The sequence below is a fragment of the Paenibacillus kribbensis genome, assembly GCF_002240415.1.
Classification (GTDB): domain Bacteria; phylum Bacillota; class Bacilli; order Paenibacillales; family Paenibacillaceae; genus Paenibacillus; species Paenibacillus kribbensis.
The window spans coordinates 2,014,483-2,026,877 of the sequence record NZ_CP020028.1; the positions used below are offsets into that span (position 1 = coordinate 2,014,483).

Below are 12,395 nucleotides of genomic sequence, written 5' to 3' on the forward strand. Positions count from 1 at the left end.
TGTTCATTCTTCTGGTCATCATCACCAAGTCTTTATGGGTCTAATTTGAAATGAGCAGGTTAAACCCCTCATCGGTATATAATCGGTGAGGGGTTTAATCATTTTAGAATAAGCTGGATGGTTTATACGATAAAGCACCTCAAATCGCAGCGTACAAGCCCTAACACAATGTGCCGGGCTGGACAGCTGTCATATGAGGTGCTTGACATGTGCATACAGGGTATGACACGGATCAAGGATTAAATTAATGCAATTGCAAGCAAGGTGAACAGGCTCAATGTTAAGATTTGCTCATTAACTCCCCAGTAAGGATAATAGCCGGATGTTCGTACACAACCTTTTGACTCGGGTTTTAAGTACACATTATAACGATCGACATCCATAATAGTTCCTACATACTGTTTTCCGTCCATTGTTAGAATACGCACCTTTTGGTTCATACATCTCATGCAGTTGTAATAAGCGTCCATTCCATCACCCCCTCTTGTACATTCGCATTGTATGAGCGGAAGGATCGAATGGTAACGGCGAACATACAGGAAATGGGGCTTCCCTGGAGCTTAGGCTTTGGACAGAGCCAAGTCTAATTTTGATAGGGATTAAAGGAAAAACCGGGGTATCCGCTTGTATATGCGTAGCTTCTTTCGGGGGTGGGTTGATGATGTGCCACAGTATCGGCAAGTCTCACATGTATGCCCGGTTTTTGAAGCGGCTGCTGCTTGCAATCCTTGGGAGGGCCGATGAGGACGGGCTTTTTAATAGGGCTGAGCGCATCTTGAATTTTATTCTCATTCAGGCAGTACGTATGAGCCAGGATATTACTTGGCGTTAGCCGCAAGACGTCGGAGCCAAGAATGAATTCAGGGATGGGGGCATTAAAAATGGTTAGCAAATGAGTGTTGTCCACCGTAGCAACGAGATAATGCCACCATCCCTGAGGGACGTTAGCCACCTGACCAGGTGTAATCGGGAAATGTCGCAACTCGCTGGTAAACGGATTAATCAGCGAGACCGTTACTGCTCCAGTGACGCAGTATACCAATTCTGTAGCATTTTGATGGTAATGGGGCTCTATCACATTTGCCGTACTGAGACGGATCTCTAGCAACGATACATTGGCCAACGTATTCAGTTGCTGGATCGAAAGCTCGCTAATTGAGTTTTGAGCATCCTTTTGAAACAAGATATTATCGCTTAAATCATAGGTAAATTGTACGGAGGGAGAGGTGTAATCCACATATGAATTCACGTGGGGTTTCCTGCCTTTCTGTTATTCCAAATTTGATGACTGTACGCTACCCTATGTATTCGCCTATGCATGTGTGCATGGACAGGTTTGCGCATTCCCGGCGAGTGGAGACGAAAAATAGCGAAAAAAGTCACGTATTCAAGTGTGGTCAGAACGGGACACATTGTCTCTATTACGCGTCAGCCCTTTAGAACTGGCGTTTATTGGCTGGTGTAGTCTTAGGACCAGAGCCGGATGATACGTAATTGCGGCTTGTGGTATACTGCAACGGACATATGAAAGAAGCTTTGTCCGATTCCATATGTAGCAACGCGTCTTTCCGCAGCTAGGCAATAAGCTATGGCAAAAGAAACATCATCGGATAAACGCCCCTGAGTTGTACAGGCCGGAATGGTTGTACCGGACAGAACATGAAAGAGGAGGTTGTCTGGAATATGAAAAAACGATCTATTCTAATCTTGTCCTGCGCGTGTCTGCTGGGTACTGTCTTATCAGTGGCACCGGAGCAAGCACAAGCGCAAGCATCGGCGTTGAAGAAGGGGGTTCAGAGCGTTCGGGTGCTGGAGCTTCAGCAGCAGCTGCATTCGCTCGGTTATTTCAAGGCCGGTTTTACTGGGTACTATGGTTCTCTGACCAGTAAAGCAGTAGCCCGTTTTCAACGAGACAATGGTCTAACGCCTGATGGTGTAGCCGGAGCGGCTACACGAGCCAAGCTGGATTCCTTCGGCAAGGTGCGCTTAACCGCTTTGGAACAGTTGGCCCGTATCATTTATTCGGAGGCACGCGGAGAATCATTTGAAGGACAGGTGGCTGTTGGCGCTGTCGTATTAAACCGTGTACAGTCCAGTGAATTCCCAAGCTCCATTCCGGACGTTATTTTGCAGCCGGGTCAGTTCACCGCTGTACAGGATGGTCAATACCGCCTCAAGCCAAACCAGACCGCATACCGTGCGGCAAGACAAGCACTGAATGGTGCTGATCCGACGAATGGGTCCTTGTACTATTACAATCCGGCCATTGCCACAGCCAAATGGAGTAAAAGCCGTCCGGCTGTCATTTCGCTTGGCAGGCATACGTTTACGAATTAATTCAATGTAAGATAATAATTTGTTCTCCGCCACTGCTCTGGTAGTCAGAAGTAGTGGTGTTTTTTTGTATATTCACAAATTTGTAAACAATTAGTGGTGATTTTTTAAGATTAATATTAATAAATCTACATATTTTTCCGATATTCTTATAGTCCCATATTCTTATGGGGAAAAATTGAAATTAAAGGAGTATTGCTGAAATGAGTCAACATCCTTACAACATTGAAGTGAATCAAGCTATGAAAACGGTACATATGGCGGTGAATGGAGTTTTTAGCCAAGAGGAGTATGACAGTTTCGTAAGAGATTATGTAGCCAAAACTTCGAGCATTCAGGCATCCGTGTTTACCCTTACGGTAGATTGCACCCAAATGGAACTGCTGGGCCCGGAAGAAGTAGAGAAATTGAAGGGCTCTTTTGTGCGTTATAAAGAAACCGGATTTGCCAAAGTAGTTTTTCACATCAGCCTCCAGCAAACAATTATTAAAATGCAGCTCGGTCGTGTAGCACGTGAAGCGGGATTAAACAACGTTGATATTGTTGTAAAATAATGCTCAAAGGTGAGTGCAAGGGGGAACTGCTGGTGAGCCATATTAAGATGAAAGCATTGGGTGTTTATCATCCGTCCCATTCACTGGATAACGAATATTACATTCGCCATTTTGACGAGCAAGGCAAAGATATTCGACGCTTCATGGAGCATATGGGCAGAAAAAATCGTTATATCATTGAGCATCCGGATGAGAACGGTCTGACGATGGGAATTGCAGCCGCACAAAAAGCGCTGGAACAAGCCGGTATGACAGGTCGTGACGTGGATATGATCGTGTTTTCCACACAAGTTCCTGAGTCGCTGTTCCCGATGAATGCGCTGTTTGTTCACCGAGCGATTGGGGCCAGGCATGACGTAGCCGTGATGGATTCGAATGCAAATTGTGCAGGGATGACAGTAGCGGTTGATCAAGCTAGCCGATCGATGCTGTCCAATCCTGGTGTGCGGACAGCGCTTATTATTGGTTCGGATTATAACTCGCTCATTTCCGGTCCCGAGGATGAAATTACTTATGCGAATTATGGAGATGCAGCGTGTGCGGCTATTTTGGAGCGAACAGAAGAGGACACCGGCTTTATAGATTCCATGTATTATACGGACCCGATCAATATAGATAAAATTTTATATCCGGCTCAGGGACTAGCGGCAACACTTCAAAGGAATACACCCGGAAAATATATTCAGTGGCTTCCGTTTGATGCCAATATGGCATTGCCCCCAACATATGATCTGCTTGAACGTATTTTAAAGAAGAATGGACTGGCACCTCAGGATGTACGGGCTTACTGTCTATCTCAGTTTTCGTTGGCAAATGTGTTGAAGATCCAGGACCATTTGCAGCTGGAGGACGCCCAAATGATCTATGTGGGTGATCGCTATGGCTACACGGGTACCAGCAGCCCGTTCATTGCCTTGTATGAAGGGATTGAATCCGGCCGTATCCGTCGTGGTGATTACGTGCTGTTCTGGACGATTGGAGCCGGATATCAACTGGTTGCTATGCTGTTTAAATATTAAGACTACGAAAGATCTTGCGGCCGCAAGGTCTTTTTTGAGCATTCTGAAAATTAAATGGTTGATAGAAGATATGTTTTCTATAAAAATAAATGTATATGGTGTTTGCGATGCATAGATTGTGTTATGTTCGATTGTTTTGTAAAATTTAAACATTGAATTCATAAAGGGGAGCTTATATTGCGGGTATTTAATAGATTGACAGTTATGGTGAAAAAAACGGACAAAATGTACAGCAGGAGATGAAGCGCGTATGAAGATCGCAAATTTATTTTACGGAGAACGAATTAAACTTGCCGCAGTCAGAGAAGAGGATGCCGAGGTGATGTTCAAATGGGGAGAGGATGCAGAGTACCTGCGAAATGTTGATACGGATTTGGCACTCCCTTACACATTGAAGCAGATGGAGTCAGAAGGGACTCCAAGCTCTAATGAGGTGTATTTTCGGTTAAGAACATTAGCAGATGATGTCTTGATCGGTTTTGTTGCTATTCATGGGATTGAGTGGAACAATCGAACCGGGCAGCTTGCAATTGGCATAGGTGATATGGAATATCGCGGTAAAGGTTATGGGGCAGAAGCAGTGCGTCTCATTCTTCGTTATGCCTTTTGTGAATTAAATTTGAACCGGGTCGGATTGGATGTCATTGAATACAATAATCAGGCCATTCGGACCTACGAAAAAGCAGGTTTTCAGCTTGAGGGAAGGGTTCGTTCTGCTGTTCTGCGTGATGGTAATAGCTATGACCGTATCATGATGGGAATCCTGTATTCTGAATGGAGAGCGGCCGTAAAAGGATGATGACTACACAGTTTGTTCATAAAATATCCCATAAAACACCTTTTAATATGGTAAAAAGAGGTATATAGTTAGATTGTCACATGCTGAAATGGCTGTTCGTTTTGGTATGAGTCAAAGCTGAGGAGGAATTTACATGACAAACATTGTAAGGTCCGTTACTTCACCCAAGAAATTTATTTCTGGTCAAAATCTGCTCTCGTCATTAAATGACTACTTTAAGGATTATGGCGATAAAGCCTTTGTTATTTGTGATGAGTTTATTCTTGAAAGGGCCCAAAAAGAAGCTGGTGCTTCTATTGAAGCAGCTGGAAATCAGGCGGTTTTCGAAAAATTCCAATATGAATGTACAAAAGAAGAAATTGAGCGTAACCGTGAATTGGTGCGTAAGCATGGCTCAAATATCATTATAGGGATTGGCGGCGGTAAAACGCTGGATACTGCCAAGGCAACCGCTTATTATGAAAAGCTGCCTGTCGTTATTTTCCCAACAATAGCTTCTACAGATGCCCCTTGTACCGCGCTCGCGGTTATTTATAAGAAGGACGGCTCCTTTGATGAATATCTGTTCCTGCCTACGAACCCAGACGTGGTACTGGCAGATACAGGCATTCTGGCAGCAGCACCTGCGCGTTTCTTTGCAGCTGGAATCGGTGATGCGTTAGCGACTTATTTTGAAGCCCGGGCTTGCTATCAGTCCAACGGGGACAACCTGGTTTTGAACAAGCCTTCCACCACAGGACTGGGACTTGCCCGTCTTTGCTATGAAACACTGCTGGAAAATGCAGTGAAGGCCAAACGTGCCGTGGATCGTAAAGTATATACTCGTGCGGTGGAGGACACGATCGAAGCGACCATTTATTTGAGTGGTGTTGGTGCGGAATCAGGTGGGTTGGCAGCAGCACACGCCATTCATAATGGTATGACAGCTGTTCCTTCGCTCCACAAAGCACAGCATGGCGAGAAGGTTACATTTGGTCTGTTAACTCAGCTGGTGCTGGAAAATGCTCCAAAAGAGGAACTGGAAACTGTAATTAAGCTGGTTAAGGATGTAGGTCTCCCATTGACGCTTCGTGATTTGGGGGTAGAGGAATTTATTGAGGCCGAATGGCGTCAAGTAGCTGAGGCTGCTTGTGCATCCAATGATACGATGGTCAACATGCCATTTCCAGTCAGTCCTGACGACGTGTACAATGCTATCATTGCAACAAATGCGATAGCAGAATCCTATAAATAATAATTTCCTCTTAAGTTACGGAAACAGCTTTACAGAAACGGGTCTGTCACATCACTGACAGGCTCGTTTCGTTTAAGCGCAAAATTATATGAAACGGGTAAAGAGTACCAAGGACTTATATCCTATCTTGTTCTGACCGATATACATGTAACAGGGAAACTAGGATGTTACATCAGGAGGAGATTTGATGTTGGTACATGGTAAAACACGAAGGGGCAACTTGTACATCCATATGTCCAGCGGTTTTCACAAAATTGGGGATTTTCGGGAAGAATATTCTGTAGTACCGGGTGATCGGCTAATGTCAAGACTGACCAAGCGGATCTACACCATTGTATCCGTGCATCTTGGTGAAGAGGCATATGCCGATATCGATCTGGAAGAAGTAATCAGAAATAGTTAAGGACTTGATTGGGTTTTATTATAAAGAAGCTTCAACCTCACTCATAGAGCGAAGTTGAAGCTTTTTTGTCCTTTCAGCGGAAGGATTCAAGGAGAAATTCTCGTGTGATAATATTGTTCTGATTCATAAAATGTCTGATCGCTGCCTGAGAGTTGGCTGCAGACAGCTCTTTTCCCCATGTCATGGCATAGGCCCAGGCGGGCTGATTTTGCAACACCTTTGCACTCGGCAGAATATCACTTTCCCCGATTCCGATAGGCTTGCCCTGCGCAAGCTTTAGCAATTCGGTGTAGTAGGAGGCTTTGTAATCATTGTTGTAGATATCGGCTGCGAGAATATCCACACGATGAATGCCTGGAAAGGTTTGATTATAGGGGGTGCTATATGCGTTCGGAGCATTGGGGCTCCATACCCACAACAGGTTATCCAGATGATGGACACGTACAAACCGATCATACATCAGATCCCACAGCTTGGCGTAATTTTGCTTGTTCCCCCACCAAAACCAGCTGCCGTTCATTTCATGATACGGTCTCCATAAAACAGGTACATCTGCGTCTCGCAAGGTCTTAAGTGACAAAGCAGCCTCGTCCAGATCAGCGATCAGCTTTTTATATTGAGGGGTGCCTGGCGTAATGTAACGATTGAACTCAGCTTGAGTCAGTTTAGCCTGTACGTTTTTCCACGTTTTGGGTGTACCCGGTAACGCTTGATGAAAGGTGATAGCTACGATCCCGCCGTCCTCACTCCATCGAATAGCGCTGTCCACAACACGCTGCCGCTGTTCTCGCAAGGCAGTACGGGACTGGTTGGCCAATCCTCCAAACTCATAGCCATGCAGCCCTGCGTATTGGCCACTGATTTGTTGAAGCTTGTTATTTTGTTCATCTGGTGCCTCCAGGTAATCGTGCTGCCCGGAGATCAGCATGCCAGTCGGCACATTGGAAAGGTAGGCAAGCAGCTGCCTTGCTTTAGCTGAGGCCTGAGCATTAACAGGTGGGGCGGCATCAGCTATGATAAACGATTGCTGTGAGCCGCTAAAAAGTAAAACAAGCATGAGCAGTAGCACCCTCTGTAACCAAAAGCGTATTGAGTGAGATTTCATGGCGCTCCTCCTTTGATGCATGTTATGAGACTAGCTGTTTCCTTTTTGTTTTCCAAGCTGTATGCATGCGCTAATTATAATCACTAGCAGGCAAATCATCGTCCAACCATTGAACTCCTGTGAATATACCCAGTTTTTCCATACAATGAGGCCTACTATCAAAGCGAGCAAACCCAGTGTAAGATACATTTTGGTTTGTACCGGGCGGCGAGTGTGCTTGGAAACCCAATGTATAATGCCCAGAACGATGGCTGACTGAAATAACAACAGACCCAGTATCATTATAGTAGCTAAAAAGAGTGGTGACATCGGTATCCTCCCTCGGAATTACAATCAGAATATGCAGGTATGTACCGGGATGCGGATGTTTGGATGTAAATCCATCAGTGTTGGGGAAGCAGCTATACTCTGATTACGTTCTTGAACAAGTTGACTAAATTATACCATAACTACCGTCCTGCAATGAAAGGCGTCTAAATACCTACTCTGCCCTAATTCGCCATCATACTTTATATTCAGTGAAATATCGACACTTGGTAATACACTTCATAAATATGAAGACATAGTGGAAAATATATAGCAAGTAGCAAGTAGCAAGTCGTAAGTGCAGTATGAAAACAATGGGAAATGAGAGGTAAAGTTTGGTATCATTAAGATGATACTGAATAAGGAGGTCGTTCACATGAATGAAGATAACAGACCGTTTTCTACGCCTGTAGATGCTGAAGGAGCCAAAGCAAACTTTGATGTAAATCAGCAAAAGCTTCACTCTGAGGGGGGGACTGGTTTATGGCGCCAGGTCAGTAACCTGCTTATTCTGGTTGGCGTGATTGCAGTGATTATTATTTTAAGTCAGGTGCTCTAATGAAATATTCAAAATCAATCGAATAGATGAGCAAAATGAAGGAGATGAAATGGTGTTAAAGGCAGCGTTACTTTTTATTTTGGCTGGCATCGCTGAAATTGGAGGAGGTTATTTGATCTGGCAATGGCTGCGTGAAGGGAAGACATGGTATGTCGGACTTTGCGGCGGAGTGATTTTGGCTGTGTATGGGATCATTGCAACCTTTCAGGTTTTCTCCTCCTTTGGGCGTGTGTATGCAGCATACGGAGGTGTTTTTATTGTTCTTTCTATTGCATGGGGCTGGTGGATTGATAAAAAAACACCTGATATGTACGATATTATTGGTGGATTGATTTGTTTGGTTGGTATTGCTGTCATACTTATTCCCCGCTCAGGGTGATAGGACAAAAAACCCTTTTTTATTTTATAAAACATGACTATTGATCTACAAAACTGAGCTTCATATTCCGAAATAGAACTTAAGGAGGGGGTTCTATGAACTGGAATCAAATGAAGCTTAGATTGAAACTAGGAAAAGCTCTGCCGAAGACTGAAGGTAATTTCTCTGTAGGTATTGTGTGTGGGCTTGTCATCAGCACTATGCTGTGGATTTCAATTATTGGCTGGATTATGCTTATTTTTAAGTGATTTTGCGAAATCACTGTATATACGCAGACTCAATTATATGTGGATACTAGGTCTGTTTTCCTATGCTTTATTTTGTAAAATCGTTCCGCAGCTTATCGATTCCATGGCCTACGGCTTCATCGATCATGTCGGTAGCAGCAGGTGTATCGGCATCGGCGTCAGGAATACGATTAAATCCCGGCTCGCGCTTGTCCAGGGATTGTTTGTGCTTGATTTGATCGACAGTACGCTTCTTTTCTTCGGAGTTATTTTCTCTCATAGCGCTTTACAAGCTCCTTTTAGGTCAGTATTTTGCAAAATTCCTCAGGTATATATTCAGATTCCGCACTGTACATAAATGCCAACGCTCTGACTAAATGTTGATAAAAATAAAACCGGGAAGGAACTGCATCCCGCCCGGCACTTCCCAAACAACTAGCGACGCCCAATCAGATCAATCGCTCCCAGAACAACATGAGCCAGTCCGAAACCGAGAATGCCTGTAGCTGCAAGTTTGTACCTACTGCTTAGCAACGCAGCGCCTGAAGCCGATACTACCGTTCCGAGAACAGCTGGAATCATACCTTCACGCATTCGTAACACCCCTTCTGGTAGTTTGGAAAGACGTTTATTAGTGTAATTCAAATGAGCTAAAGTTATTCAAACAGATTATTTTATTAATTTTGAAAAAAACACTTTACAATGCGATGAAATTGTCGTATTATATGTTGGTGACCAATTGAACGGTATTTACAAAATGAGAACAAAAGTTGAATGTTTCTCTGATACTTGTAAGACAAGTAAGTGTAAAAATAACGTTCCTAAATGCATGCCGGGGTGGCGGAATTGGCAGACGCACAGGACTTAAAATCCTGCGGTAGGTGACTACCGTACCGGTTCGATCCCGGTCCTCGGCATATCAACGTTTTACCCCGATCACATTAGCGTTAAATGGACGAAAATAACGCAAGGTCCTGCGTACCTGCGGAGTATTCCGATTTAGGTACACAGGATCGACGAAGCGCCTCACCGTTAACATGCGGAGGAGGCGTTTTTATTTTGGCAAGATTACGAAATATAAAACCCACGGCGGGCAACCGAACGGACTGGCGTCAGCTTCTCACGGAGTTCCTAGCGTATAAGAAGTTAGAGGACGGAGTCGGCGATTATACGTTACACGACTACGATCGGACCGTTAAGCTGCTATTCAAGCGGTTTCCCAACGCATGGGACTCGGAAAAAGCCTTGAGGGACGCGGTAATGGAACACCTAGCGGAGGATATCGCTCCGCCAACGTTTAATAACCGACTCGTCTACTTGCGCACGTTCTTTAACTACTGTATAAGGGAAGGCGAGCTATCCGCGAACCCTCTCGCAAGTGTGAAGAAACGCAAGACGGAGAACCGAGCCGTCGCCGTCGAAATTGACGTATTGAATGCGTTACTGGCTGCGCCCAATCAAGGCACATTCGTCGGTCTACGCGACTATACGCTTATCCTTCTAACGTTAGATACCGGCATACGTCCGTCGGAGGGTACGAAGCTAATACCGCAGGATTTTAACGCGTCTTTGCGGGAAATTTACGTACCGGCGAAAGTGGCGAAAGGCCGTGTTGCGCGGACGCTTCCTATATCTGAGACTACAACGAAGGCGATGCGGAAATTGATATCGGTGCGTGCGCCTGAATGGGGCGATGACGTTCCGATCTTTTGTTCGTATGAAGGGCGACCGCTCAACCGCCATACGTGGGGCGACCGAATGGAGATATACTGCAAAAAGATCGGAACGCATATTCGACCGTACGACTTGAGGCATGTATTCGCGTTGGAGTTCCTTCGTAATGGAGCGAATGCCTTTGCGGCGCAGCGAGCTCTCGGCCATTCTACGATGGAAATGACACGGCGTTATGTAGCGCTTGTAAACGATGATTTGAAAACGGAACACGCGAAGGCGAGTCCGGTCGATCGACTAGTTAAGAATACGAAAGCAAAACGGAATACGAAAGTATAAAACATGTGTGCGTAACGCTCATCTCTTCGGAGGTGGGCGTTATTTTGTTTGAGTTGTATAAAATGGTAGGCAGTGAGAGGGGAGGTGTTATATAATTAGGCAAGCAAGGCATAGCAAAAAGCGGTACTCTCTTTATCGATGGGAGGTGACCGCCTATGACCGTATATGAGACGTTGTCTTTAATGATAATGTTCGCAGCACTCGTCATTGTAATAAGACGCGAAAAATAGCCGACGATCCGCTCAAAGATACCGACTATTTTTCGTAATTTCATACCTAAACAGGGCCGTGCTATGTCTTGCGATAATAGCGGCCTTTTTCTTTTTGTAATGCGTTACATTTTCAGTTTACACAATATCATCTTGAATGTCATTAACTAAATAGTTAAATTGGTTATAAAACCAAAAAGTTAAATAGATTATTTAGTTGATGGGTAAATTTAACTGGCGGAACAGCGTTTAACTAACCCGTTATTCATCGCGGCGGCCGTCGGCCTCGCGTACCAAATCCTCGAAAAGTATAACGTAGCGCCGGATTTCGGAACGTGGCAAATCGGCGTTGATATCGTGTCGTACGCGTTAATTGGGACGGGTGTGTATTCTACGTTTAAAGCAGAGCAGAAGGCGGAAGATACGAAGTAACGGACTTTAACGGACTCATTTGCGCGATATTGCGCAGGTGGGTCCGTTTTCTTTCTATACATAGGGAAAATATACTAGATTATGACGGGGTTCCATAGTAAAATATGTCTATATTAGTCGAGAGGATGTATTTCATGGAGGAATTAAGCAGTAGTTTAAGCCTAGATAAGCAAAAACAGTCCCCGCAGATAAATAAGTTAGCTCTAGTAGCGACTGTCTTATCTGGAACCACTATTATTGCGGGGGCCATTGCTTTAATAGTAGTGAATAATAATTTTAAAACGCAAGTTACAACGCTCAAAACGGAGAACGCAGCGCTGATTAAAACTGTGAAGTCTGTAACTGAAAAACAATCCGCAATTGAAAGGGACTTGCACAGTCTTAAAATAAGTTCTGCATTTCAACGTATAGCCCATACGGTTGAGGGAGCATTAGTTACGGACGATTTTGTAGTTAACCGTATCAATATATATACGGAAGATGCGGATACTAAACTGACTGGAATTAATATTGACCTCGAAAATCAACCGCGTATGGCATTGGTCTACAAACAGAGTGGGCAGTATAATATCTCAGATCGGGAATTGAGGGCAAAAATTAAACCAATTGTGGATCAAGTTGAAGATTATTATAAGAAGTTCCCAGACACGCTGGATTGGACCAGTAGTACACCTGTAAATATAACGGTTAATAATTATTCAATAGCAACTGTAAAAAATGGAGAAGTGAAGCTAGAGGGCGAGAAATAACCGTATAATCGTTACTCTTCGTCCCATTTTCACCGTAAATCAGCGCCGTAACTCCGTCCAGAATACCCACGTAAGG

Annotated in this window: 17 protein-coding genes and 1 tRNA gene; 13 read left to right on the forward strand and 5 right to left on the reverse strand. The window is 44.4% G+C overall.

The window, feature by feature from the left end; translation table 11 throughout:
• Window positions 1-239 precede the first annotated feature (239 nt).
• Together B4V02_RS08950 and B4V02_RS08955 are read right to left on the reverse strand one after the other, a co-directional pair.
• Window positions 240-470 (reverse strand): LSm family protein, encoded by a 231-nt coding sequence (locus tag B4V02_RS08950; RefSeq protein WP_094154525.1) that lies wholly within the window; start codon window positions 468-470, stop codon window positions 240-242.
• 113 nt (window positions 471-583) lie between these two features.
• Window positions 584-1,249, reverse strand: coding sequence for a cupin domain-containing protein (locus tag B4V02_RS08955; protein WP_094154526.1), 666 nt, complete (start codon window positions 1,247-1,249; stop codon window positions 584-586).
• A 434-nt stretch (window positions 1,250-1,683) separates the two neighbouring features.
• Between B4V02_RS08955 and B4V02_RS08960 the strand changes: the two genes are divergently transcribed.
• The 6 genes from B4V02_RS08960 (at window position 1,684) to B4V02_RS08985 (ending at window position 6,343) form a co-directional block, all read left to right on the forward strand.
• Complete coding sequence (locus tag B4V02_RS08960) at window positions 1,684-2,337, forward strand: cell wall hydrolase (protein ID WP_094154527.1); 654 nt, start codon at window positions 1,684-1,686, stop codon at window positions 2,335-2,337.
• Between the two features lie 200 nt (window positions 2,338-2,537).
• Window positions 2,538-2,888: a hypothetical protein gene (locus B4V02_RS08965; RefSeq protein WP_094154528.1), complete on the forward strand. Its 351-nt coding sequence runs from the start codon at window positions 2,538-2,540 to the stop codon at window positions 2,886-2,888.
• A gap of 32 nt (window positions 2,889-2,920) precedes the next feature.
• Window positions 2,921-3,907, forward strand: coding sequence for a ketoacyl-ACP synthase III (locus tag B4V02_RS08970; protein ID WP_094154529.1), 987 nt, complete (start codon window positions 2,921-2,923; stop codon window positions 3,905-3,907).
• A gap of 250 nt (window positions 3,908-4,157) precedes the next feature.
• Window positions 4,158-4,706 (forward strand): GNAT family N-acetyltransferase, encoded by a 549-nt coding sequence (locus tag B4V02_RS08975; RefSeq protein ID WP_007431138.1) that lies wholly within the window; start codon window positions 4,158-4,160, stop codon window positions 4,704-4,706.
• A gap of 133 nt (window positions 4,707-4,839) precedes the next feature.
• Window positions 4,840-5,940, forward strand: coding sequence for a glycerol dehydrogenase (locus B4V02_RS08980; protein WP_094154530.1), 1,101 nt, complete (start codon window positions 4,840-4,842; stop codon window positions 5,938-5,940).
• 187 nt (window positions 5,941-6,127) lie between these two features.
• Window positions 6,128-6,343 carry a hypothetical protein gene (locus B4V02_RS08985; protein WP_007431136.1) on the forward strand — a complete coding sequence of 72 codons (216 nt, stop codon included), beginning with the start codon at window positions 6,128-6,130 and terminating at the stop codon, window positions 6,341-6,343.
• Window positions 6,344-6,416: 73 nt separating this feature from the next.
• Here B4V02_RS08985 and B4V02_RS08990 read toward each other — a convergent pair whose 3' ends face one another.
• Window positions 6,417-7,448, reverse strand: coding sequence for a glycosyl hydrolase (locus B4V02_RS08990; protein ID WP_043891097.1), 1,032 nt, complete (start codon window positions 7,446-7,448; stop codon window positions 6,417-6,419).
• A 682-nt stretch (window positions 7,449-8,130) separates the two neighbouring features.
• Between B4V02_RS08990 and B4V02_RS09000 the strand changes: the two genes are divergently transcribed.
• The 3 genes from B4V02_RS09000 to B4V02_RS26100 all read left to right on the forward strand — a co-directional run bounded on the left by B4V02_RS09000 (window position 8,131) and on the right by B4V02_RS26100 (window position 8,940).
• On the forward strand, window positions 8,131-8,313 hold the full coding sequence (locus B4V02_RS09000; protein WP_094154532.1) for a hypothetical protein: 183 nt from the start codon (window positions 8,131-8,133) through the stop codon (window positions 8,311-8,313).
• Between the two features lie 52 nt (window positions 8,314-8,365).
• The gene (locus B4V02_RS09005) at window positions 8,366-8,692 is read left to right on the forward strand and encodes a YnfA family protein (protein ID WP_043891174.1); all 327 of its coding nucleotides are present in this window, start codon (window positions 8,366-8,368) and stop codon (window positions 8,690-8,692) included.
• Window positions 8,693-8,787: 95 nt separating this feature from the next.
• Window positions 8,788-8,940, forward strand: coding sequence for a hypothetical protein (locus tag B4V02_RS26100; RefSeq protein ID WP_007431132.1), 153 nt, complete (start codon window positions 8,788-8,790; stop codon window positions 8,938-8,940).
• 67 nt (window positions 8,941-9,007) lie between these two features.
• On the opposite strand, the gene B4V02_RS09010 is transcribed toward B4V02_RS26100, so the two are convergent.
• A complete protein-coding gene (locus B4V02_RS09010) occupies window positions 9,008-9,199 on the reverse strand; it encodes a hypothetical protein (RefSeq protein ID WP_094154533.1) in 192 nt (63 codons plus the stop codon).
• A 155-nt stretch (window positions 9,200-9,354) separates the two neighbouring features.
• Window positions 9,355-9,513, reverse strand: a complete 159-nt coding sequence (locus B4V02_RS09015; RefSeq protein WP_007431130.1) for a hypothetical protein — start codon at window positions 9,511-9,513, stop codon at window positions 9,355-9,357.
• A gap of 237 nt (window positions 9,514-9,750) precedes the next feature.
• Between B4V02_RS09015 and B4V02_RS09020 the strand changes: the two genes are divergently transcribed.
• The 4 genes from B4V02_RS09020 (at window position 9,751) to B4V02_RS09030 (ending at window position 12,319) form a co-directional block, all read left to right on the forward strand.
• Window positions 9,751-9,836, forward strand: a tRNA-Leu gene (locus B4V02_RS09020).
• Window positions 9,837-9,978: 142 nt separating this feature from the next.
• Window positions 9,979-10,929, forward strand: a complete 951-nt coding sequence (locus B4V02_RS09025; protein WP_094154534.1) for a tyrosine-type recombinase/integrase — start codon at window positions 9,979-9,981, stop codon at window positions 10,927-10,929.
• A gap of 155 nt (window positions 10,930-11,084) precedes the next feature.
• Entirely contained in the window at window positions 11,085-11,159 is a 75-nt protein-coding gene (locus tag B4V02_RS27200) for a putative holin-like toxin (protein ID WP_425270788.1), read from the forward strand.
• A 545-nt stretch (window positions 11,160-11,704) separates the two neighbouring features.
• A complete protein-coding gene (locus tag B4V02_RS09030) occupies window positions 11,705-12,319 on the forward strand; it encodes a hypothetical protein (RefSeq protein WP_094154535.1) in 615 nt (204 codons plus the stop codon).
• Window positions 12,320-12,395 lie beyond the last annotated feature (76 nt).